Annotated in this window: 21 protein-coding genes; 7 read left to right on the top strand and 14 right to left on the bottom strand. The window is 43.3% G+C overall.

The window, feature by feature from the left end:
- Positions 1 to 283: 283 nt before the first annotated feature.
- The 5 genes from arcA to D8862_RS05110 all read left to right on the top strand — a co-directional run bounded on the left by arcA (position 284) and on the right by D8862_RS05110 (position 6788).
- A complete protein-coding gene (gene arcA, locus D8862_RS05090; RefSeq protein ID WP_000094626.1) occupies positions 284 to 1513 on the top strand; it encodes an arginine deiminase in 1230 nt (409 codons plus the stop codon).
- A gap of 57 nt (positions 1514 to 1570) precedes the next feature.
- A complete protein-coding gene (gene argF, locus D8862_RS05095; RefSeq protein WP_125449033.1) occupies positions 1571 to 2587 on the top strand; it encodes an ornithine carbamoyltransferase in 1017 nt (338 codons plus the stop codon).
- Positions 2588 to 2880: 293 nt separating this feature from the next.
- Positions 2881 to 3828, top strand: a complete 948-nt coding sequence (gene arcC / locus D8862_RS05100; protein WP_125449035.1) for a carbamate kinase — start codon at positions 2881 to 2883, stop codon at positions 3826 to 3828.
- Between the two features lie 97 nt (positions 3829 to 3925).
- Positions 3926 to 5437, top strand: a complete 1512-nt coding sequence (locus tag D8862_RS05105; protein WP_125449037.1) for a YfcC family protein — start codon at positions 3926 to 3928, stop codon at positions 5435 to 5437.
- Positions 5438 to 5459: 22 nt separating this feature from the next.
- Positions 5460 to 6788, top strand: a complete 1329-nt coding sequence (locus D8862_RS05110; protein WP_125449039.1) for a dipeptidase — start codon at positions 5460 to 5462, stop codon at positions 6786 to 6788.
- Between the two features lie 55 nt (positions 6789 to 6843).
- Here the strand turns inward: D8862_RS05110 and D8862_RS05115 are convergent, their stop codons facing one another.
- The 13 genes from D8862_RS05115 to D8862_RS05175 all read right to left on the bottom strand — a co-directional run bounded on the left by D8862_RS05115 (position 6844) and on the right by D8862_RS05175 (position 20874).
- Positions 6844 to 8346 (bottom strand): zinc ABC transporter substrate-binding protein AdcA, encoded by a 1503-nt coding sequence (locus D8862_RS05115; RefSeq protein ID WP_125449041.1) that lies wholly within the window; start codon positions 8344 to 8346, stop codon positions 6844 to 6846.
- A gap of 9 nt (positions 8347 to 8355) precedes the next feature.
- Positions 8356 to 9162 carry a metal ABC transporter permease gene (locus D8862_RS05120; protein ID WP_125449043.1) on the bottom strand — a complete coding sequence of 269 codons (807 nt, stop codon included), beginning with the start codon at positions 9160 to 9162 and terminating at the stop codon, positions 8356 to 8358.
- Positions 9155 to 9859 (bottom strand): metal ABC transporter ATP-binding protein, encoded by a 705-nt coding sequence (locus D8862_RS05125; RefSeq protein WP_001269482.1) that lies wholly within the window; start codon positions 9857 to 9859, stop codon positions 9155 to 9157. The genes D8862_RS05120 and D8862_RS05125 overlap by 8 nt, the downstream gene beginning before the upstream one ends.
- Positions 9859 to 10299, bottom strand: coding sequence for a zinc-dependent transcriptional regulator AdcR (gene adcR / locus D8862_RS05130; protein ID WP_125449045.1), 441 nt, complete (start codon positions 10297 to 10299; stop codon positions 9859 to 9861). The genes D8862_RS05125 and adcR overlap by 1 nt, the downstream gene beginning before the upstream one ends.
- 141 nt (positions 10300 to 10440) lie before the next feature.
- Positions 10441 to 11709 carry a D-alanyl-lipoteichoic acid biosynthesis protein DltD gene (gene dltD / locus D8862_RS05135; RefSeq protein ID WP_125449047.1) on the bottom strand — a complete coding sequence of 423 codons (1269 nt, stop codon included), beginning with the start codon at positions 11707 to 11709 and terminating at the stop codon, positions 10441 to 10443.
- The gene (dltC, locus tag D8862_RS05140) at positions 11702 to 11941 is read right to left on the bottom strand and encodes a D-alanine--poly(phosphoribitol) ligase subunit DltC (protein ID WP_000351970.1); all 240 of its coding nucleotides are present in this window, start codon (positions 11939 to 11941) and stop codon (positions 11702 to 11704) included. Before dltC ends, dltD begins: the two co-directional genes overlap by 8 nt.
- A gap of 13 nt (positions 11942 to 11954) precedes the next feature.
- On the bottom strand, positions 11955 to 13199 hold the full coding sequence (gene dltB / locus D8862_RS05145) for a D-alanyl-lipoteichoic acid biosynthesis protein DltB (RefSeq protein ID WP_125449049.1): 1245 nt from the start codon (positions 13197 to 13199) through the stop codon (positions 11955 to 11957).
- Positions 13196 to 14746, bottom strand: coding sequence for a D-alanine--poly(phosphoribitol) ligase subunit DltA (gene dltA / locus D8862_RS05150; protein WP_125449051.1), 1551 nt, complete (start codon positions 14744 to 14746; stop codon positions 13196 to 13198). Before dltA ends, dltB begins: the two co-directional genes overlap by 4 nt.
- Positions 14747 to 14766: 20 nt before the next feature.
- Positions 14767 to 14898 carry a teichoic acid D-Ala incorporation-associated protein DltX gene (locus tag D8862_RS05155; RefSeq protein ID WP_025168981.1) on the bottom strand — a complete coding sequence of 44 codons (132 nt, stop codon included), beginning with the start codon at positions 14896 to 14898 and terminating at the stop codon, positions 14767 to 14769.
- Positions 14899 to 15138: 240 nt separating this feature from the next.
- Positions 15139 to 15843, bottom strand: coding sequence for an MIP/aquaporin family protein (locus D8862_RS05160; protein WP_125449053.1), 705 nt, complete (start codon positions 15841 to 15843; stop codon positions 15139 to 15141).
- Between the two features lie 70 nt (positions 15844 to 15913).
- On the bottom strand, positions 15914 to 17740 hold the full coding sequence (gene glpO, locus D8862_RS05165) for a type 1 glycerol-3-phosphate oxidase (protein ID WP_125449055.1): 1827 nt from the start codon (positions 17738 to 17740) through the stop codon (positions 15914 to 15916).
- 41 nt (positions 17741 to 17781) lie between these two features.
- Positions 17782 to 19290: a glycerol kinase GlpK gene (gene glpK / locus D8862_RS05170; RefSeq protein WP_125449057.1), complete on the bottom strand. Its 1509-nt coding sequence runs from the start codon at positions 19288 to 19290 to the stop codon at positions 17782 to 17784.
- Positions 19291 to 19446: 156 nt separating this feature from the next.
- A complete protein-coding gene (locus D8862_RS05175) occupies positions 19447 to 20874 on the bottom strand; it encodes a helix-turn-helix domain-containing protein (RefSeq protein WP_125449059.1) in 1428 nt (475 codons plus the stop codon).
- A 164-nt stretch (positions 20875 to 21038) separates the two neighbouring features.
- Between D8862_RS05175 and hslO the strand changes: the two genes are divergently transcribed.
- Both hslO and dusB read left to right on the top strand, forming a co-directional pair.
- A complete protein-coding gene (gene hslO / locus D8862_RS05180; protein ID WP_125449061.1) occupies positions 21039 to 21911 on the top strand; it encodes an Hsp33 family molecular chaperone HslO in 873 nt (290 codons plus the stop codon).
- Positions 21898 to 22878 carry a tRNA dihydrouridine synthase DusB gene (gene dusB / locus D8862_RS05185; protein ID WP_185760837.1) on the top strand — a complete coding sequence of 327 codons (981 nt, stop codon included), beginning with the start codon at positions 21898 to 21900 and terminating at the stop codon, positions 22876 to 22878. Before hslO ends, dusB begins: the two co-directional genes overlap by 14 nt.
- Positions 22879 to 22933: 55 nt before the next feature.
- On the opposite strand, the gene D8862_RS05190 is transcribed toward dusB, so the two are convergent.
- Positions 22934 to 23620: a YoaK family protein gene (locus D8862_RS05190; RefSeq protein ID WP_000764008.1), complete on the bottom strand. Its 687-nt coding sequence runs from the start codon at positions 23618 to 23620 to the stop codon at positions 22934 to 22936.
- Positions 23621 to 23732 lie beyond the last annotated feature (112 nt).

The raw sequence follows: 23732 nt of genomic DNA on the forward strand, positions 1-23732 counted from the left end.
CCTCGTCAGAACTGAATTAAAATCTGGACATTTCTTCTTAAAATGTGAAATTTAGCATAATTTTTTCAAAAAATATTATATTCTTTTTAGTAGAAGTTTATACATTTATTTCCTCTAATTCCTTTTGCCATCGTATAATAACATAAAATACTACTAAAACCTTGTTTTGTCCGAATTTTTAATCATTTTTTACTATTGACACGCCTCTGAGAATATGATATAACGTAAATGTAAGCGGTACCAAAAAGGTGCCACCGTTAAAAATTTTTAAGGAGGAAAACACATGTCTTCACATCCAATTCAGGTATTCTCAGAAATTGGGAAACTGAAAAAAGTTATGTTGCACCGTCCAGGCAAAGAGTTGGAAAACTTGTTGCCGGACTATCTCGAAAGGCTTCTTTTTGATGACATTCCATTCTTGGAAGATGCTCAAAAAGAACATGACGCATTTGCTCAAGCTCTTCGTGATGAAGGAATTGAGGTCCTTTACCTAGAGCAATTGGCTGCTGAATCATTGACTTCCCCAGAAATCCGCGATCAATTTATCGAGGAATATTTAGACGAAGCCAACATCCGTGGTCGTCAAACCAAGGCGGCTATTCGTGAATTGCTTCACGGTATCAAGGACAACCAAGAATTGGTTGAAAAAACTATGGCAGGAGTTCAAAAAGTTGAATTGCCAGAAATTCCTGAAGAAGCAAAAGGCTTAACTGACTTGGTTGAGTCAGACTATCCATTTGCAATCGACCCAATGCCAAACCTCTACTTCACTCGCGACCCATTTGCAACTATTGGTAATGCCGTATCGCTTAACCACATGTATGCAGATACTCGTAACCGTGAAACTCTTTATGGTAAATACATTTTCAAACACCATCCAATCTATGGTGGAAAAGTAGAATTGGTCTACAACCGTGAAGAAGATACTCGTATTGAAGGTGGAGATGAGCTCGTTCTTTCTAAAGACGTTCTCGCAGTAGGTATTTCTCAACGTACAGACGCAGCTTCGATTGAAAAACTCTTGGTGAACATCTTCAAGAAAAATGTTGGCTTCAAGAAAGTATTGGCATTTGAATTTGCTAACAACCGTAAATTCATGCACTTGGATACTGTCTTCACCATGGTTGACTATGACAAATTCACAATTCACCCAGAAATCGAAGGCGATCTTCGTGTGTACTCTGTCACTTATGAAAATGAAAAACTCAAGATTGTTGAAGAAAAAGGTGACTTAGCTGAACTTCTTGCGAAGAACCTCGGCGTAGAAAAAGTTCATTTGATCCGTTGCGGTGGTGGCAATATTGTAGCAGCTGCGCGTGAACAATGGAATGACGGTTCCAACACTTTGACCATCGCACCTGGTGTAGTCGTCGTTTATGCCCGCAATACCATTACCAATAAGATCCTAGAAGAATACGGGCTTCGCTTGATTAAGATCCGCGGAAGTGAATTGGTTCGGGGCCGTGGTGGACCTCGTTGTATGTCTATGCCATTTGAACGCGAAGAAGTATAATCGCTGTTTAGTATTTGTCAATAAAAAATGTAAAAAATAGAAAGAGGAAATAATAGAATGACACATTCAGTATTCCAAGGACGCAGCTTCTTAGCAGAAAAAGACTTTACTCGCGCAGAGTTAGAATACCTTATCGGTCTTTCAGCTCACTTGAAGGATTTGAAAAAACGCAATATCCAACACCACTACCTTGCTGGTAAAAATATCGCCCTCTTGTTTGAAAAAACTTCTACTCGTACACGTGCAGCCTTTACAACTGCAGCTATTGACCTTGGTGCTCATCCAGAGTACCTCGGAGCAAATGACATTCAGTTAGGTAAAAAAGAATCTACTGAAGATACTGCAAAAGTTTTGGGTCGTATGTTTGACGGGATTGAATTCCGCGGCTTCAGCCAACGTATGGTTGAAGAACTGGCAGAATTCTCAGGTGTTCCAGTATGGAACGGTCTAACTGACGAATGGCACCCAACTCAAATGCTCGCTGACTACTTGACTGTTCAAGAAAACTTCGGTCGCTTGGAAGGCTTGACATTGGTATACTGTGGTGATGGACGTAACAACGTTGCCAATAGCTTGCTCGTAACAGGTGCTATCCTTGGTGTTAACGTTCACATCTTCTCACCAAAAGAACTCTTCCCAGAAAAAGAAATCGTTGAATTGGCTGAAGGATTTGCTAAAGAAAGTGGTGCACACGTCCTCATCACCGAAAATGCAGACGAAGCTGTCAAAGGTGCTGATGTACTTTACACAGACGTTTGGGTATCTATGGGTGAAGAAGACAAATTCGCAGAACGCGTTGCACTTTTGAAACCTTACCAAGTCAATATGGACTTAGTGAAAAAAGCAAACAACGAAAACTTGATCTTTCTCCACTGTTTACCAGCATTCCACGACACTCACACTGTCTATGGTAAAGATGTTGCTGAAAAATTTGGCGTAGAAGAAATGGAAGTAACAGACGAAGTCTTCCGCAGCAAGTATGCTCGCCACTTTGACCAAGCAGAAAACCGTATGCACACTATCAAAGCTGTTATGGCTGCTACTCTTGGAAATCTCTACATTCCTAAAGTATAAAACTTACTCGTATACACAACACAGGGGTTGAGACGAAAGCTATGATAGCTTATCAGTTCTAGCGAAAGAAAGCAAGGATTCCGTTTGACAGATTTGCCATCTTACTCTTGTCATCTTCCTGCTTCCTAGTCTCATTCTGATAAACGTCAGCTGTGCGTTCAACCCCTTTTATTAGTAGTAATGACTAATTTGTCTTTTAAAAAGACGCTACCTCCACTTCATATTTTATCATCATACCTGCCTGTAGCTCTTGGAGTTCTGTCAGGTTTACCATATTAAAGGAAGGAGAGCTCATGTCTCATAGAAAAATCGTCGTTGCTTTAGGCGGAAATGCCATCCTCTCCACTGACCCATCTGCCCAAGCTCAACAAGCTGCTCTGGTAGAAACAGCTCGTCATCTGGTCAAGTTGATTCAAAACGGAGATGAACTGATCATCACTCATGGAAATGGTCCTCAGGTTGGCAATCTCTTGCTTCAACACTTGATGGCAAATTCGGAAAAAAACCCTGCCTTCCCCCTTGATTCTTTGGTTGCCATGACCGAGGGTAGTATCGGTTTTTGGCTACAATGTGCTCTTGATAACGCATTGCTCGATGTAGGACTTGATAAAAATGTCGCTTCTGTTGTTACCCAAGTTATAGTAGACAAAGAAGACCCTGCCTTTATCAATCCCACCAAACCAATCGGTCCATTCTACTCAGAAGAAGATGCCAAAGCTGAGAGCGAAAAAACAGGAGCAACCTTCAAAGAAGATGCCGGTCGTGGCTGGCGTAAAGTAGTGGCTTCACCAAAACCAATCGACATTAAAGAAATCAACAGCATCCGCACCTTGCTCGATAATGGTCAAGTTGTCATCGCAGCAGGTGGAGGTGGTATCCCTGTTGTTAAAAATGAAAACGGTTACTTACGTGGGGTCGAAGCCGTTATTGATAAAGACTTTGCGTCTCAACGACTAGCAGAACTCGTCGAAGCTGATCTCTTTATCGTCCTTACTAGCGTAGACTATGTTTATGTCAACTACAATAAACCAGACCAAGAAAAACTTGAACACGTTACCGTCAGTCAACTAAAAGAATACATCAAACAAGGACAATTCGCGCCGGGTAGCATGCTACCCAAGGTCGAAGCTGCTATCGATTTTGTAACCAACCACCCAGAAGGCAAGGCTGTTATCACTTCCCTCAGCAATCTAGGCGCCTTGATCGAGTCCGAAAGCGGAACAATTATTGTTAAAGACTAGCCATTTTAACCCAAGTACAAGCTCTAACTAGGAGCACTCAGGTAAACCAACATCATTCGTTTTTATACTTTGTGGCATAGTTTAGGAGGAAAAACAAATGAGTGAAAAAACAAAAAAAAGGTTCCAAATGCCTTCATCTTACACTGTTTTGATCATTATTATTGCTATCATGGCAATCTTGACTTGGATCATTCCAGCAGGTAAGTATGACACGAACGAAGCAGGTGGCCTCATTGCAGGTACCTATCAAACTGTTGACTCTAATCCCCAAGGGATTTACGATATTCTAATGGCTCCAATCCGGGCGATGCTCGGTCACGAACCAACTAAAGCCGCTATTGACGTAGCCTTCTTCATCCTCATGGTTGGAGGATTTCTAGGTGTCGTCAATGCGACAGGCACACTCGATGTTGGTATTGCCTCTATTGTTAAGAAATACAAAGGACGCGAAAAAATGCTGATCCTCATCCTCATGCCCCTCTTTGCGCTTGGAGGAACAACTTATGGTATGGGTGAAGAAACCATGGCATTTTATCCACTCCTTGTTCCTGTTATGATGGCTGTTGGTTTTGATAGCATTACTGCCGTTGCCATCATCCTACTAGGTTCTCAAGTTGGCTGTCTTGCCTCTACTCTCAATCCTTTTGCTACTGTTATCGCTTCTGATACCGCAGGTGTGTCATCTATGGACGGGGTTATCCTTCGTATCATCTTCTGGTTTGTTATGACAGGTATCAGTACTTACTTTGTCTACCGCTATGCAGAAAAGATCCAAAAGGATCCCACAAAATCACTTGTCTACTCTCAACGTGAAGAAGACCTTAAACACTTCAATGTCACTGATAACGAAAATGCTCCATCTGTCTTGAACAAGAAACAAAAACATGTTCTTGCCTTGTTCATCTTGACTTTCATCATCATGATCGCCAGCTTTATCCCTTGGGTAGACTTGCATATCACTCTATTTGAAGACTTCAAGAATTGGTTGATTGGTCTTCCTGTTATCGGTGGAGTTATCGGTTCATCTGCCTTGCCATTCGGTAGCTGGTACTTCCCAGAAGGGGCTATGCTCTTTGCTGTGATGGGTATTCTTATTGGTGTTGTTTACGGTCTCAAGGAAAGCAAGATTATCTCTACTTTTATGGCTGGTGCAGCAGATCTTCTCACCGTAGCCTTGATTTGTGCAGTGGCTCGTGGTATCCAAGTTATCATGAACGACGGTATGATTACTGCAACTATTCTACACTGGGGTGAAGTCGGACTTCAAGGTCTCTCTTCTCAAGTCTTCATCGTTTTGACTTACCTCTTCTACCTTCCTATGTCATTCCTTATCCCATCTTCATCTGGACTTGCTAGTGCTACAATGGGAATCATGGCACCACTTGGTGAGTTCGTTAACGTAAAACCTAGTCTCATCATCACTGCCTATCAATCTGCATCTGGTGTACTAAACCTTGTCGCTCCAACTTCTGGTATCGTTATGGGGGCTCTCGCGCTCGGCCGTATCAGTCTAGGAACTTGGTGGAAATTTGTTACTAAACTCATTGTCGTTATTGTCATTGTGAGCATACTTCTTCTTATCCTAGGTACCTTCCTTCCATTCCTTTAGAACAAAGTGTGAGGTGAAACGAATGACCGTCTACATCACTGACTCCATTAAACAGAGCTTTATACAGAGTCTAAAGACTCTCATCTCCTACCCATCTGTTCTCCAAGAAGGGGAAAATGGGACACCTTTTGGACAAGCTATTCAAGACGTCCTAGAAAAGACGCTGGAAATCTGCCATGAACTTGGCTTTCGAACCTATATTGATTCCAAGGGCTATTATGGCTATGCAGAGGTTGGTGAGGGAGAACTCCTTGCCATCCTCTGCCACTTGGATGTTGTACCCGCAGGAGATTTGTCAGATTGGCAATCTCCTCCATTTGAAGCAACTATCAGAGAAGGCAAACTCTATGGACGAGGGGCACAGGACGATAAAGGTCCTTCACTGGCAGCTCTCTACGCAGTGAAAAGCTTGCTTGACCAAGGCATCCAATTTAAGAAGCGCGTGCGTTTTATCTTTGGTACGGATGAAGAAACTCTTTGGAGATGTATGGCACGCTACAACGCCCTCGAAGAGCAAGCCAGCATGGGATTTGCACCAGATTCATCATTTCCTTTGACATACGCTGAAAAGGGGCTCCTTCAAGTCAAGCTTCATGGACCCGGCTCTGATCTTCTCAAGCTCGATGTCGGAGGTGCCTTTAATGTTGTACCAGATAAGGCAAGTTACCAAGGTCCTCTTTATGAAGCGGTTTGTAGAGGTTTAAAAGAAGCTGGTTATGATTACCAAACTTCAGACCAAACTGTGACCGTACTCGGGGTACCTAAGCACGCCAAAGATGCTAGTCAAGGTGTCAATGCAGTCATTCGGCTTGCTAGTGTACTCGCACCTCTCCAACCACACCCTACCCTCCATTTTCTAGCCGACAAAGCAGGGCAAGATGGTAGAGGGCTTGGAATCTTTGGAGAGGTCGCTGATGAACCGTCTGGTTCCCTTTCCTTTAACGTTGCAGGGTTGACCATCAATCCCGATCGCTCCGAGATTCGGATCGATATACGCATACCTGTGCTAGCAGATAAGGAGAAACTGGTGGCACAGCTCACTCAGTGCGCCAAAGACTATCAACTTGACTACCAAGAATTTGACTATCTAGCACCCCTCTATGTCGCAAGAGATAGCCAACTTGTCACTACCCTTATGCAAGTCTACCAAGAAAAAACCGGAGATAAAACTCCTCCTCTCTCATCAGGTGGTGCTACCTTTGCCCGCACCATGCCAAACTGTGTAGCCTTTGGCGCTCTTTTCCCAGGAGCACAACAAACTGAACATCAGGCAAATGAAGCAACTGTCCTAGACGATCTTTATCGCGCTATGGACATCTACGCAGAGGCGGTTTACCGTCTCGCAACCTAAGCAGATAAAGGTTTCTACCAAAAAATCCCGCATATTTGCGGGATTTTTTCTTACATCAATGCGCCAACATTTCTTGGGCGATTTCTTGGCCAGATAGGTTATCTGGATAGTAGGTTGGCCAGTTATCCATCTCTTCAAAGAGGGCTTCTTGGCTGGTGCCTCCAAAGAAGATATGGAAATGTTCTGCCTTAACTGGAGCGATATTGTGGTCGCTAAACTGAACGTACTTGAACTGTCCAGCATCCGCATCGGTCGCTTCAAAGAGGAAGCGCACGCCACGATTGCCTTTCTTATAAGTCAAGATTTTCTTGCCGACATACCTGTAGGTGAATTTCTTGCTTTGGCCATCTTGAACAAACTCCATGGTATTGTCCGTGATATTGATCTTAGTCACATCTGTCTGATAACCTTTTCGATAGTAGGCCTTGTACTCATCCTTGGTCATCTTGCCAGTCAACTTAGCCTTGTAGTCAAAGACTTGATCAAAAGTTCCATCCTCAAGGAAAGGATAGACAGACTGCCAGTTGCCAGCATAGTCACTCAAGGTGCGGTCCTTGACATCAGCATCCTCAAAGTAACCATTGTGAACTGTCTTGGTATTTTCTTCCTTCTCTGGCTCAATTTCTGGTCCTTCTTGGTCTGTTGTCTGCTTGAGAGCCTTGAGGTTTTTCTCCATCACGGAGATATAGTCCTCACCAGCCTTGGTTGCTTCTTCTGTCAGACTTTCCAGCGGATTGAGCACATCTAGTTTGACACCTGTTTCTTTTGAGAGGGTATTTGCGAGGGCTTGTGAGGCATTTTCTTCAAAGTAGATATAGGAAATCTTGTTTTTCTTGATATACTCTGTCAATTCTGCCAAACGAGCAGCTGATGGTTCTGCATCTGGTGAGAGACCTGAGATGGATACTTGCTTGAGACCGTAGTCCAAGGCAAGGTAGTTAAAGGCAGCGTGCTGGGTCACAAAGCTCTTTTGTTTGGCTTGAGACAAGCCATCTGTGTATGCCTTGTCCAAGGCTTGCAATTTTTCGATATAGGCAGTCGCATTCTTTTCAAAAGTCTCTTTTTTGTCAGGATAGTCTGCTGATAAGCTGTCACGGATATGCTCTACTAGTTTGATGGCGCGTGCTGGTGAAAGCCAAACGTGGGGATCGTAGTCGTGATGGTGACCCTCGCCGCCATGATCATGCCCTTCCTCTTCTTCACCACCTGGCAAGAGGAGCATATCACCTGTCGCCTCGATGGTTTTCACTTTTTTCTTATCCAAGGATTCTAGCAATTTTGGAACCCAAGTTTCCATATTTTCATTTTCATAGACAAAGATATCTGCGTCTTGGATTTTGGCAACTGCCTTGGCAGACGGTTCATACTCATGGGGTTCTGTACCAGCACCGATTAGAAGTTCTACATTAGCAGTATCTCCTGCGACTTGCTTGGTAAATTCGTAGACAGGGTAAAAGGTTGTCACGATATTTAGCTTCCCATCTGCCTGCTTTTGATTGGAACAAGCCACTAAAAACAGAGCACATAGACCAGCTAGTAGTAAGCTAATTTTTTTCATTTCATTCTCCTATTTGATAAAACGTTTCAGTAGACTGACTAACAAAAAGACAACTACAAAGATAATGGTGATACTAGCGCTAGCAGGGGTTTCCGCATAGTAGGAAATATAAAGTCCTGCCACCATTCCCAAAAAGCCAATAGCGCTGGCTAGTAACATAACTGATTTAAAGTTTTTCCCCAGACGAAGGGCAATACTAGCTGGCAAGACCATAATGGTCGACACCAAAAGGGCTCCTGCTGCTGGAATCATGAGGGCAATGGCCACCCCTGTCACCATGTTAAAGAGAATTGACATAGTTCGAACAGGCAGGCCATCTACAAAAGCTGTGTCCTCATCAAAAGTCAGGATATACATTGGTCGCAAGAACAAGAAAGTCAAGAGTAAAACGACTGCCGCAATGGCAAAGAGGAAAATCACCTGCTCCTGGCTAATGGTCACAATCGAACCAAAGAGATATTGGTCCAAACTCATAGAACTTGAACTTTTGCCCTTACTCATCACGATAAGAGACACCGCAAGTCCTGTTGACATGAGGATGGCCGTCCCGATTTCCATAAAGTTCTTATAGACTGTCCGGAGATACTCCAAAAAGACCGCAGCAATCAAGACGATAGCAATGGTTGAAATAGTTGGAGAAATCCCCAAAACCAGACCAAAGGCTACCCCTGATAGAGAAACGTGACTGAGGGTATCGCTCATGAGACTCTGACGACGTAAGATAAGGAAGGTCCCGAGGACTGGAGAAAAGAGACTCATGGCAATGACAGCCAAGAAGGCACGCTGCATAAAGTCATAGGATAACAAACTAAGCATGGTCCACCTCCTGATCGCTCTCGTGAACGTTGAAACAACGCCACGGCGAGTCTTGATTGCGCACTAGATGGATATTGCGATCCGCATAGTCCTTAACCTCCTCAGGGTCATGGGTAATCATCAAAACAGCCTTGCCATGATGGTGGGCACTATGGTGCATGAGTTCGTAAAATTCATTTTTGCTCCCTGCATCCATCCCTGTTGTCGGCTCATCCAAGACAAAGATATCTGGGTCAGAAGCAAACATCCGAGCAATCACTGCTCGTTGCTTTTGCCCTCCCGAAAGGGAACCAATTCGTTTGTCACGGTGTTCCCACATACCAACTGAATCTAGACTCGCCTTGATATGCTCCTCATCATGGGCATTCAAGCGACGGAACCAGCCCTTTCGCGGATAACGACCCGACTTGACAAATTCATAAACCGTACTTGGAAAGCCAGCATTAAAACTGGCTATCTGCTGGGGAAGATAAGCTATCCTTAGCTTTTTCCCATGAGTATTTGTCTTTGAGATGGTTACCTTGCCAAATCTTGGCTGCAAGATGCCTAGACTCGCCTTGATAAGCGTTGTCTTAGCAGCTCCATTTTCACCAGTCAGGGTGACAAACTCCCCACTATCAACACTGTAGTTGATGTGCTCGAGGACAGGTTCCTTGTCATAATAGAAAGACAAGTCCTCTACTGTAATATACCGCATTATTTGATTTCTCCTACTAAAGCAGTTAAAAACCGCTGGATGACTTCTTGTTCATTTGGAGTAAACTGATTTGCTACTTGTTCATAGGCTAAGAGCGTGTGCTCATGATGATGGTGGTGTTCCTCTGCCACCGGTCGAGCTAGCTCTGTCAGTTGATAAAAGATCACACGCGCGTCCTTGGAATCTCTAGATGTCTCTAACATGCCCTCTTTGACCAAAGACTTGATAGCCTTGGTTACTGCCGCCTGACTGACATTGAGGCGACGGGCCAACTCCGAGTTGGTTAAGGATTCTTCTGACAAGAGCATGAGGATGTGTTCCTGAGTATTGGTCAAGGCTACGTCACTTGTGCAATGCCCAATCAGAATTTCATGCTGGTTCTCAGATCTCAAGATCACCTCGTTTAAAAAGTTATCGATTTCCTGTGCAAGCTGTCTCATGTGTTACTCCTTCCCTAGCTATCTTTTTCGTAAAAAAACTTAGATAGCTACCGATTCTTTACTGGTTAATTATATCATAAACCAAAAAAGAGTCAAGGGAAAACATGAGAGCACATTTCACACTTGAACTCTTTTGATTTGTTATTGGAAATCTTTGATATTTCCATCATAGGTCGCCCAGTCCTTACTAAAGAAACGGTCATTCATCTTGTAGTCTGGGGCTGGTTTTGGATCCGTCAAGAAGGGATTCACAACCTTATCAAAAGCCAACCAGCCCAACCAACCTAAGTGGATGGTATCCTTGATAAAGTAAGGTTCTCCTCCGTTTTTTGAAAAGTCAGCAATGTTGGTAAAGCCTTGACTTTCTAACTGGTAACGAATTTTCTCCACTGCATGTTGATACATTTCTTCACTGAGCTCTGTATATTCCATCCATTTCTTGTTGACAGGCTGGATAACAAAGAGCACATTGACTTTTGATTTGGCAAATTGATTGAGAACCAGCTGCAAATCATTGTATTCAGACGACTTTAGGAAGTTATAATTTTTTTGATACCCTTCCCATTTTTTTAAGTCTTTTTTGACCTCATACGTGTAGAAATGATTCTCCATCCCCATATCGTTATTGGTCGTATTTGCCTCTGCATCCTTACGGGCAATTTCTTCTAAAGCGTCATAAGAAAACTGATCAGGAAGATCTTTTAAATAGTTTTCTACATGTTCTTTGTACTTGAGTTTCCCCCGAATGGAAAATTGACCAAAAAGAGAGGACTGCTTTTCATTGAATCGTGCAAAGACGTTGATGATAAGTCGATCAGCATCTGACAAGTCCTCTCCTTTTGAAAGCTTTTGAAGGATGCCTTTCAATGCCACACTCGGGTTCTGCTTCAACAAACGCGTCGCAGCATGCTTAGCCGAGATGTCCCCAGATTGATTTTCCAAAAAAGCTGTTAACTGGTCGCTATTAAAGAATCTCTGAAACGCCGCTGGCTCATAATCCGTCTCTGTAAACCACTGAGGAGAGATGACAAACACCACCTGCTTTTCCTCGATTTCTGGCAGAATCTGCTGCAAACCGAAATATTGATTAAGCGAGGCCGCTCCTGCCTGACCCATAAAGTACGGGCGATAGGGACGATTGTATTTTTCTGCTAAAACAGCTGGATGGACACTATCAAATCGAATCCATTCACTTGACCCTAGAAAAGGGACAAAACGCATATTGGGATCCGTTAGCGCCCTCACTTTTTGACTTCTCTCTTTAAAACTTTCTCTACTGATGGAAGCTGCAGAGTACTTCTCCTCCGTCAGATTATGGCTTGTTGTACTTGGATAAAAAAAGATGAGTAGAAGAACCAAAAATCCAGCGATGAAGATAGGCCCGAAGATCAGCCACAAGCGTTTAAGCATTCTTTAACTCCGCAATACCTTCTACAATTTTATTAGCTGTATTCCAGTCATCACGACCGAACTCCGTCACTGGAACACGAATGTCAAAACGGTTTTCAATCTCAACAATCAATTCAACCGTTCCCATGCTATCCAAGACACCGGCATCAAAAAGATCTTCATCCATCATGTCAGAAACATCTTCCATAAACAACTCATCAATAATTTCAATAACTTCTGATTTGATATCCATTTTTCATATCCTTTTATTTTTTAAACCATAAATCATTCAAAAATCCAGAAAAGATTAAGAATGAAAACATGACGACATGGAAGGTGACAACCATGCCAAGCAACTGAATCCAGCGATTCTCAGGTAAGGAACCCTTTCCAGCTTTTTTCCGTTCTTTATTGAGCGCTTTTTTCTTACGAACCCAAGCGTCATTGATGACCAGCCCAATCCCATGGAAAAGTCCATAGGCGATATAGTACCAGGTCACACCATGCCAAAATCCCATAATCAGCATATTGAGAATGTAGGCTACACTTGAAGTCACATTTCGATTTTTAAAGACCTTCTTTCTGGTCAACACCATGACCATCCGCATAAAGACGAAGTCACGGAACCAGAAAGACAGACTCATGTGCCAGCGATTCCAAAACTCTTTTAAATCCCTTGACAAAAAGGGCTTGTTAAAATTGATAGGACTATGAATACCCATCAAGTTTGAAATGGCTAAGGCAAACATAGAGTAGCCCGCAAAATCAAAGAAGAGCTCCAGACCGAAGGTGTACATGACCGCCAGAGCATAATGGTTAAAGAAACCACCTGTCTGCAAGGCCAAATTTTTCAGCGGAGGCAATAATGTCTCTCCTAAAATATGGGCCAAGATAAACTTGTAGAGAAAGCCAAGCATGATATACTTGACAGCCTCTTCTAGCATGTCCATCAGCTCATCCCGCTCAGGAATGGTCGCATAATTTTCATTGAAACGTTTAAAACGATCAATGGGACCACTTGAGAAAGTCGGCATAAAGAGAAGAAAACGTAAGAATTGCCAAATCGTTAAATCCTTGATGACACCGTCCCTCAACTCAACGATAACCCCAACTGCACGAAAGGTTAAGTAAGAAATTCCTAAAAAGCCAAACAAAGATTGGGGTCCGTGAATAGCAGGAGATACTTTCACAAAGACGATAGGCAATAGGGATAAAAAGCTAACTAGATAAAATATCCATTTACTATCCCGCTTTTTCCTGTACCTTTTGTAGAAAGATACAAGCAGTACTTGCCAGATAACATAAAGGATCAAAGCGCTTATTTGATTCGTCTTTCCACCTACCAACATGGTGACGATAAAGAAGAGACTAACCAGCACCTCATACCAGGCAAAACGTTTCTTGAAAAAGAGCCCAATAAATATCGGTAGGGTCGCAGCAATCACATACAAAAAATAATAAAGATTGCCATAAGGTTCCAAATGAGGTAGCTGTTTGTAAAGCTCCATCATCTATTGTTTACCTCATTGATCAAGCCCTTAATATCAATTTTACCATTAGGCGTTAGCGGCAAACTGTCTCGATAGAGAAACTTGGATGGCATCATATAAGACATCATGATATCTGCTAGGTCTTCCTTGATAGCCTTGGTAATATCGATATCACGCTCAAACTGCTCACGAACACCGTCTTTTAGGATGACATAGGCCAGTAGATTTTGTACCTTGTAGTCCTTGTTATAACGTGGGACCGCAACAGCCGACTCGATATAGCGAGACTTGTTGAGGTTTTGAGAGACATCCTCAAGCTCAATGCGATAGCCATTAAACTTAATCTGGAAGTCCATGCGTCCGCCGTAGAGAAGCAAGCCTTCATCCGTCATGGTTCCCACATCTCCGGTGTGATAGGCTGGCAGTCCTTCAAATTCAAAGAAGGCTTCCGCTGTTTTTTCAGGATTGTTCATATAGCCTTTTGACACAGCTGGCCCAGAAACAATGATTTCTCCCTGTTCACCATTTGGCAGTTTATTGCCTTCTTCATCAATGATAAAGGTCGGAGAATCAGCCTTGGTATAACCGATTGGTAGGCGTTTGAGAGTCGCCAACATCTCGTCTGTCACAGCAACTGCTGACAGAGCCACTGTTGCTTCTGTTGGACCGTAAGCATTGATAATTTGGGCATTTGGGAAACGCTCGCGCAGTTTTTGAGCTGTTTTGACCGTCAATTCTTCGCCATCAAAGTAGAAATGCGTAATTCCTGGCATTTTCTCACTATTAAAATCTTCTGACAACATGGCCATATCTGCAAAGGAAGGCGTTGAGGTCCAGATAGCGATTGGCAATGAAAAGATGGTCGCAAATAGTTGCTTGAAGTCCTGAGTAATGGCTGAAGGAAGAGCGAAAAGTGTACCACCCAGTGCTAAGGTTGGCGCCCAGTACATGACAGACAGGTCAAAAGAGTAGGGTGGTTGGGCCAGCATTTGCGGACGACTTGGCGTCGCAAATTCTTTGTCTGTAATCATCCAGTTGGTAAAACTGAGGAGATTGTCATGGGAAATCTGCACTCCCTTTGGCTTACCAGTCGTACCAGAAGTAAAGATGATGTAGTAGTTGTCATCTCCCTTGACTGGATGCGTAATCTCGTAGCTAGAAGCTTGAGCAAAAGCTTCATGAACTTGCTCCAAATTCAGCATCGGTGTGCTAGTTTGCTCTAATGGAAAATCTGAGATAGCAATAATCAAGCTTGGCTCTGCAACTTCTACGATAGCAGAAACTCGTTCCAAGGCCGAATGGCTGTCAATTGGAATATAGGCATGTCCCGACTTAGTCAGCGCCACAAAGGTAGCCAACATCTCATACTCCTGACCACCAAAAACGACGACTGGAGATTTCTCAGGCAAGCCTAGTTGATCGATGGTTGCAGCCAAACTATCCGAATCAGCCTTCAGATCACCATAAGTGTGCTCTTGGCCTAAAACATTGTAGACAGGATATGTTGGTTGTGTTTGAGCAAAGTGCTCAATCGTTTCAATCATATCTTTTATCGGTTTATTAGACACGGTTTTTCTTCTCCTTCAAACTAGAACTCATTATAAATAAAGGTTCCTTGGCTCTGACCAAGGTAACTAAAAAAATAAAGCAAACCAAGTAAGATTACAAAATATAGGACGGTCTGTCCCAAAAACATATACAATTTTCTGTGTTTTCCCATAGTTAGTGTGTTCAATTTTCTATGATTTTTCAAAAAAGCTATGCAACTATGCATTTACTGTCTTATCTTCCTAACATTTTACCATTTTATCAACCTTTTTTTCAACTGTTTACCATAATTCAAAAGTTTGTTTTAGCTTATTTTAAGATAAGTTAAGATATCAATCTTTTTGTTATAAATAAAGACAAAAACGAGCCTGAGATTTCCATCTCAAACTCTGTTGCCAATAACTCTTTTATCTTAGAAAAGTGAGAATACGAGGACTGCTAAGGACGCTCCGAGGATAGGTCCCACAACAGGAATCCAAGCATAAGACCAGTCTCCGTCTCCCTTGTTTGGAATTGGCAAGATGCTGTGCATGATACGAGGGCCAAGGTCACGAGCTGGGTTCAAGGCATAACCTGTTGTCCCACCTAGTGAAAGACCGATACCGACAATCAACGTTCCTACTGCAAAGGTCCCTAAACCGGCTTGAAGGTCATAGAGTCCCAAGGCAAAGATTGTCAAGAGCAAAACAAAGGTACCAAGGATTTCGCTAACCAAATTCGATACTGTGTCCTTGATGGCTGGTCCAGTACTAAAGGTCGCTAGGATATTTCCTGCGTTTTCTTCCGCCTCATAGTGTGGTTTGAATTGCAACCAAACCAAAATCTGAGCCACCATCGCTCCTGCGAATTGGGCTAGGATATAAGGGAAAACAGAAGCCCAAGAGAGCGTTCCTTTTAAGGCCATAGCAAACGTCACAGCTGGATTTAGGTGGGCTGGACTGAGCGTGCCAGATACAAAGGCCGCAACGGCTACAGCAATTCCCCATCCCATAGTAATGACAATCCATCCTGAATTGTTGCTCTTGGTTTTGGGAAGAACCACACCTGCAACAACACCATTTCCTAGGAGGATGAGGATTAAGGTCCCCAAAAATTCTCCAAATAATTCTTTCATCATATCTTTGTCTCCATTTAAAAGAAGGAGAGAGAGGGCAAGGAAGGCTTGCCTCCCTCTTTTCTAGTTTTTCTTAATTTTTCAATGCCGCTAGATCGTTGTTAGCAAGAGCTGCTTCGACATCCGCACGGTAGGCTGCTTTTTCTTCTTCTGTCCAATCATAAAATCGTCCCATTTCATCCAAAACTGGCTCAACGATGCTATCCAAACTATCACGCATGAAGAGCATATGGTTGGTACGACGGAGGAGGAAGTCAACTGGGTTCAGAGCCAACTCATTGCGCATTGCATAGTGAAGGGACAAGGTATCTGCCAAGCTGAGTCCTGGCGCTTGTTCCAAGCTGTGAGCAAGGGCAAAGACCTTCGGTGCATTTGAACCGTAAAGATTTGCTAGATAGTGAGCTTCCTTGCTATCCAAACCACGTGAAACTCCAAGTTGAGCAAAGGCTTCGATTTCTGAGTCCACATTTGCTGGGTTCAATTCTCCACCTGAAACAGGATAAGTCTTAGAGTTGATCAGTTTAAAGCTACGGTCAAATTCGGTTTTGAGGATGTCAACCACGCGCTCCATAGCTCCTTCAGCCATCTTACGGTAGTCTGTGATTTTACCACCAGCCAGGGTCAAAAGGCCATTGTCATCACGGTCCAAGCTCGAACCACGAGAAACTGCAGATGGATCCAAATGTTTCTCAGATGTGCTGCTTTCAAGCTTACTAACAGCAGACTCAACATCTTCACGCGTTTTTTCTTTCGATAGATAAGCTTCGACAGTCGCAATCAAGCTATTGAAGCTCTCATCGCTAATGGTTCCGTTATTTCCTCCATTGTAGTCAGAAGCGCTATTGCCTGCAATCAATGGACGAAGACCAGCCCAGCTACTTTCGATATCGTCAATTGTGATATTTGCTTCTGGGAAACGGTTGTTGACAATGCCAAGCAGATAATCTACATCTTCCTGCGTCACTTTTGGATGTTCCAAATCGCCTGTGTAGTCTGTATCCGTTGTACCAAAGTAAGTCTTGTTTTCACGTGGGAGAACAAAGACCATACGACCATCGCCCAAACCTGTGTCAAAGTAAACTGGCTGTGAAACCTTGATCTTGCTTGAATCCACTACCAAGTGCACTCCCTTAGTTGGACGCATTTGTGAGAATTGGGTTCCCTTATTGGACAAATTACGTACCTTGTCGCTCCAAGGACCTGTCGTGTTAATAACCAGACGAGCCTTAATTTCAAAGACTTGGTCTGTCAACAAATCACGAGCTACAACACCTGTAATCTTGCCACTTTCATCAAAGAGGAAGCCTTCTGCCTTAACGTGGTTGGCAATGAGGGCACCGTCTTGATTGGCACGTTTGATGTTTTCAATCACGAGACGCGCATCGTTATTACGGAAGTCAAGGTAAACCCCACCTCCTACCAAGCCTTCTTTCTTCAAGTTTGGCTGGCGTTCCAAGACTTCTTCCTTGCTCAAGACCTTGTTAGCAGCTGGCGTATTGCTAACACCTGCCAAAAGGTCGTACAAGTCCATGGCTACTTTGAGACGGAAAAGGCTAAATGTCGCTCCATCCTCATCGTAAACTGGCAAGAGCATTGGATCTGGTTTTGGAATATGTGGGGCGATTTGTTGAACCACCGCACGTTCAGAAACTGTATCTGAGACTACTTCCACATCAAATTGCTTGAGGTAACGCAGACCTCCGTGAACCAATTTTGTTGAACGGCTAGATGTCCCTTCTGCGAAGTCCTGCATTTCAATCAAGCCAGTCTCAAGACCACTGGCTGCTGCCTGCAAGGCTACACCAGCCCCTGTAATCCCTCCACCGATAATCAAAAGGTCCAGAGTGCGTTCCTGCATTTTTTTAATTGACAATTCACGTGTTTTCTTTGAAAATTCCATATTTACACACTTTCTAACTAAATCACTTTATTCTTTCAGTATTAGTCTTCGATTTCCGCAAAAACTTGCGTTGCTTTCACAGCTTTCTTCCAGCCCTTGTATAGTTGTTCCTTGCGCGATTCGTTCATAGATGGCTCAAAGAGTTCTCCTGTCTCGTTCAAGAGTTTCAACTCGTCCAAGTCCTTCCAGTAACCCACTGCCAAACCAGCTAGGAAAGCCGCTCCTAGGGCAGTTGTTTCCAAGTTTTTAGCGCGTGCGATGTCAATTCCTAAGATGTCAGCCTGGAACTGCATGAGGAAGTTGTTCATAGCAGCACCACCATCCACTTTCAAGACCTGAATAGCTGTCTGAGCATCCACTTGCATCGTGTCGATGATGTCACGCACTTGATAAGCGATAGATTGCAAAGTCGCCTTGATAAAGTCTTCTTTAGTTGTTCCACGAGTCAAGCCAAAGACAGAGCCTCGAGCGTTTTGGTTCCAGTATGGTGCACCTAAACCTGTAAAGGCAGGTACGACATAAACTTCATCATTGTTGTGAGAATTGAGAGCATATTTTTCAGACTCTGGTGAGTTTTCCACCATACGAAGTCCATCACGAAGCCACTGAATGGCACTTCCTGCGATGAAGATAGAACCTTCCAAGGCATAGTACACCTTGCCGTTGATTCCGTAACCAATCGTTGTCAAAAGGTTGTTTTCAGACAACTGCATCTCTTCACCAGTATTCATGATGATGAAAGAACCTGTTCCATAAGTATTCTTAACCATACCAGGTTCAAAGGCCAACTGTCCAAAGAGGGCTGCCTGTTGGTCACCAGCCATACCTGAGATTGGCACTTCTCCACCGTAGAAATGGAATGGAGCTGTCTTACCGTAGATTTCAGAGTTAGAACGAACTTCTGGAAGCATGGCCTTAGGAATGTTGAGGATTTCTAAAATCTCATCATCCCATTTGAGTTCTTTAATGTTATAGAGCATGGTACGAGCCGCATTTGAGTAGTCAGTCACGTGAGCCGCACCGTCAGTCAATTTCCAAACTAACCAAGTATCAATGGTACCAAAGAGCAATTCACCTTTTTCTGCTCGCTCTTGAGCGCCTTCTACATGGTCCAATATCCAACGAACCTTGGTAGCAGAGAAGTAAGCATCGATGATCAAACCAGTCTTTTCGTGGAATTTTTCCACATAACCTTGGCTTTTTAGTTGTTCAGCCAGAGGAGCTGTCTGGCGTGATTGCCAAACGATAGCGTTGTAGATAGGAAGTCCTGTTTTCTTATCCCAGACGACAGTTGTTTCACGCTGGTTAGTAATCCCGATTGCTTCGATTTGACTTGGTTTCACACCACTTTCGATGAAAGCACCCGCGATAACTGACTGAACAGAGTTCCAAATTTCATTGGCATTGTGCTCTACCCAACCTGCTTGAGGGAAAATCTGAGTGAATTCTTTTTGACTAGAGCTGACCTTTTCTCCTTTTTTGTTAAAAATGATGGCACGAGAACTGGTCGTTCCTTGGTCAATAGCCATGATGTATTTTTCTTGTGACATGTGCTGTCCTCCTGATAAAATCTTGAGGGGGTCCCTCTTTACAGTAACTAGTATACAAAATAAAGCGCTTTCTTGTTCATCAATTTTTTTAAAATTTTAAAAAAAAGTGAGGAGATTGTGCGAATTTCACAAAAAAGACCTGAAAAATCAGGTCTTTTAGGCAAAGAGCATCTGACGAATCTTTGCCAAATCCTCCATATCCAAGTCGTTTTTTAAATAATAGATCGGAGTCTGTTCTTTCTTATGGATAGGGTTATTGGTAACCAGCAAATCATAATGTCGACTGGGGTCGTAGGCTTCTATGGCAATAAAACGATTGTATTCCAAATACCGTTTCAAAAGGGCAGCCATCCTAGAAAAGACAAGAAAACCAGATGTCAAATCCAGACCAATCCTCATATGCTGACCACCATTTTCAGCCATATACTCTATCAACTGGAGCCATTCCCAGATAATTTTCTTATCCAAATCCGTTCCCTGATGAAAGGCTGGCAAGATATGAAAAATTCTCTCTGCAGTCCCTCTAAAATCATGTTCCATCAGCAAATAGGGATGGCGATTCTCTGTCTGGTATCTGTACTGATCTTGTAAAATATAGCCCTTGTATAGATAAACTTGACCACAGAGCTGGCTGAGTTCATAGGTGACATGGTCCTCTGTGTAGCCCCCCAGCAGCTCCTCCTTCTTCATCTCTTGAATCAATTGCGTCAGCAAATCGGCTAATTGCCCTCCAAAACCAAGGATATACTCCATAGTATGAAGGGGCAAGATACGATGGGAAAGGAGAAATGAAAAGAATACCATCATCTCACCATCCTCAGTTCCTAGAGGGATGTGTTGCCCAGCAAAAAAGGACGGAGCCTTTCGAAGCAAACGAAGATAGAAAATATTGTCAAAATACCCTCTCATTTTTTCTTCTATGACTTGAAACTGACAGGCATTGACCCGAAGACGCTGTTGACTGATATGAGCCCAGAGAACCAAGTCCAATTTCTGGCCCGAAGACAAGCTAGCACCGCAGATTTCTTCTAAGCTGGCAATCTCTTGTTTTCTCTCAGCTTTCTGCATGTGACCTTCCCACTCCCGACTGGACCAAATCTTGCGGAAAAGACAGAAATAGAAATAGCGAATCTGATGCTCCGGACCTCGCCAACGGCCATTTTGGATGGATAAGTCAAATTCTGACAAAATCTGATTTAGACTAGCTAAGTGGCGACCAAGCGTGGCCTCACTAATCATCAATTCTTGAGCCAACTGATGAGCTAGAAATTGTTGGTGATAGAGAAGGTAAACCAAAATTTGGTACTTAATGGCATTGTCTAGAAACAAGCTCCGAATCTCTCTCCCCTTTGTGGCTGCACCAATCAACAAACGCAGATTTTCATCTTCCAAGTGGATGGTCAGCTCTAGTCCTCTTTCCAAGGCATTTTCGTTAATCAGAGAAATGTACTTGGTTAGGGTCGCTTTTGAAAAACCTGTTTCTTCCATGGCTTTCTTGACTGTTGTCTGCGAATCTTGTAATAGAAAGGAAAGGACTAAAAATTGACCAGATTCTGCTTTTTCCATCAAATCGCCTAAATACATTTGTTACCCCTTTCATTTTCTCCTACAAGCATAGCATAAATCTTACAAATGCTGAAATAATCTGTTTCTCATTTTATTTTAAGGCTGATTTCCTGGTCATTATTCCACAGAAACAGCAAACACACGACTCCCCCTTTGGGCATTTTTATGCTAAAATAGTAGCTATGGATAAAATTATTAAAACTATATCAGAAAGCGGAGCCTTTCGTGCTTTTATCCTTGATAGCACGGAAACCGTCCGCACTGCTCAAGAAAAACATCAAACCCAAGCCAGTTCAACCGTCGCACTTGGTCGCACCCTTATTGCTAGCCAAATTCTCGCAGCTAATGAGAAAGGAAATACCAAACTAACAGTTAAAGTTCTTGGAACGAGCTCTCTCGGTGCCATCATCACAGTCGCAGATACCAAGGGCAACGTCAAAGGCTACGTTCAAAATCCTGGCGTTGATATCAAAAAGACTGCAACGGGTGAAGTCCTAGTCGGTCCTTTTGTCGGAAATGGTCAATTCCTCGTTATCACAGACTATGGTACTGGAAATCCCTACAACTCCATGACTCCCCTTATCTCTGGGGAAATTGGTGAAGACTTGGCCTACTACCTGACAGAAAGCCAACAAACACCTTCAGCAGTCGGCCTCAATGTTCTTTTGGATAAAGACGACAAGGTCGAAGTTGCCGGAGGTTTCCTTCTCCAAGTGTTGCCAGGAGCCAAGGACGAGGAGATTGCCCGCTTTGAGAAACGTATCCAAGAAATGCCAGCTATCTCAACCCTTCTGGAAAGCGACGACCATATCGAAGCTCTCCTCAAGGCTATTTATGGTGATGAATCCTACAAACGCCTATCTGAAGAAGAAATCCGTTTCCAATGTGACTGCAGCAAAGACCGTTTTATGAACGCTCTTGCCAGCCTTCCAAGCTCAGATTTAGAGGAAATGAAAGAGGAAGACCACGGGGCAGAAATCACTTGTCAATTCTGCCAAACAACTTATAACTTTGATGAAAACGACCTGGAGGAACTCATTCGTGACAAATCTTAATACACCCTTTATGATTGGCAATGTTGAGATTCCCAATCGTACCGTTTTAGCGCCTATGGCTGGCGTGACAAATTCAGCCTTTCGTACCATCGCAAAAGAGCTCGGAGCTGGGCTCGTTGTGATGGAAATGGTCTCTGACAAGGGAATCCAATACAACAACGAAAAAACTCTACATATGCTTCATATCGATGAAGGCGAAAACCCAGTCTCTATCCAACTTTTTGGTAGCGATGAAGACAGCCTCGCACGCGCAGCAGAATTCATCCAAGAAAACACCAAGACCGATATCGTCGATATCAACATGGGCTGCCCAGTTAACAAAATCGTGAAAAACGAAGCTGGCGCTATGTGGCTCAAGGATCCAGACAAGATCTACTCTATCATCAACAAGGTCCGATCTGTCCTCGATATTCCACTTACAGTCAAGATGCGTACAGGCTGGTCTGATCCATCCCTAGCTGTGGAGAATGCCCTAGCTGCTGAGGCTGCAGGTGTCTCTGCTCTCGCTATGCACGGCCGTACCCGCGAACAAATGTATACTGGTCACGCAGACCTCGAGACCCTACACAAGGTTGCTCAAGCTCTGACCAAGATTCCATTTATCGCAAATGGTGACATCCGTACGGTCCAAGAAGCCAAACAGCGTATCGAAGAAGTCGGGGCTGACGCTGTCATGATTGGTCGCGCAGCCATGGGAAATCCCTACCTCTTCAACCAGATCAACCACTACTTTGAAACAGGAGAAATCCTTCCTGATTTGACCTTTGAAGATAAGATGAAAATCGCCTACGAACACCTGAAACGCTTGATTAACCTCAAAGGAGAAAACGTAGCCGTTCGTGAATTCCGCGGCCTCGCTCCGCACTACCTCCGGGGAACATCTGGCGCTGCCAAACTTCGTGGAGCCATTTCACAAGCTAGCACCCTAGCAGAGATTGAAGCCCTCTTGCAACTAGACAAAGCATAGTCTCACATCTACAACTCACAAAAACGGCAAAGCTCAAAAATGAGTCTTGCCGTTTTTATATGTTTTCATCTTGTAAATCTAATTGCTTCACTCTAGCTATATAGTAGGACATAATCAAAAACAAATTGAGGCTGACAATCCATATAGACCATTCATGAAGAAAATGCATCAATACAGCCAAGCTGATTGCGCCCACTATGAAACTTCCCACAACAATCCCATAATTTAAGGCCTGGCGACGGTATTCTTGGATATTTCCTTCTCTTCTAGCAATGCGATACAAAGCGGTCAACATCTTTCGGTAATTTCCAGACGTCATAAAAATGACATAGGGATGATCTTCAATCAAACTGCCCGTAAATGTTAGCATCATCATTCCTGTTCCAAAAGCGATGAAAGGAACTTCTAATAGAGGAAATCGTGAAAAGAAAGGTAGAATAAGAGTTCCAATAAATAAAGGGAGCAGCATCTTAACCCGCCAGTAGGCCGTTTTGCGGTATTCTTTCATGTGCAATGCAAACAGAAATCCTAGAGAAAAGAAAATAATGGAGCAGAATCGTAGCATCGTATTAATGACATTTGAGTCGTGCCAATCAGATATCAGTAGGAGAATATTCCCTGTCTGTGTCGCTACCAAACTATGGTATTGAATATGGCAAAACACATCCAAAGAACCACCTACAAATCCAAGAAATACTCCCATCAATCGTGTGTTTTGAGGTAAGATTAATTTATCCGCCATGTATTATCACTCGTTTTCCTTTGATTTTTTTATTATACCACTTTCTCTTGGAGAAACTAAGTGAAAAACAGTTGACTCACTCTTTTACAGAACGATTTCTAGTAAGAGTCAA

This window comes from Streptococcus oralis (assembly GCF_003942585.1).
In the GTDB taxonomy this organism is placed as follows: Bacteria; Bacillota; Bacilli; order Lactobacillales; family Streptococcaceae; genus Streptococcus; species Streptococcus oralis_BE.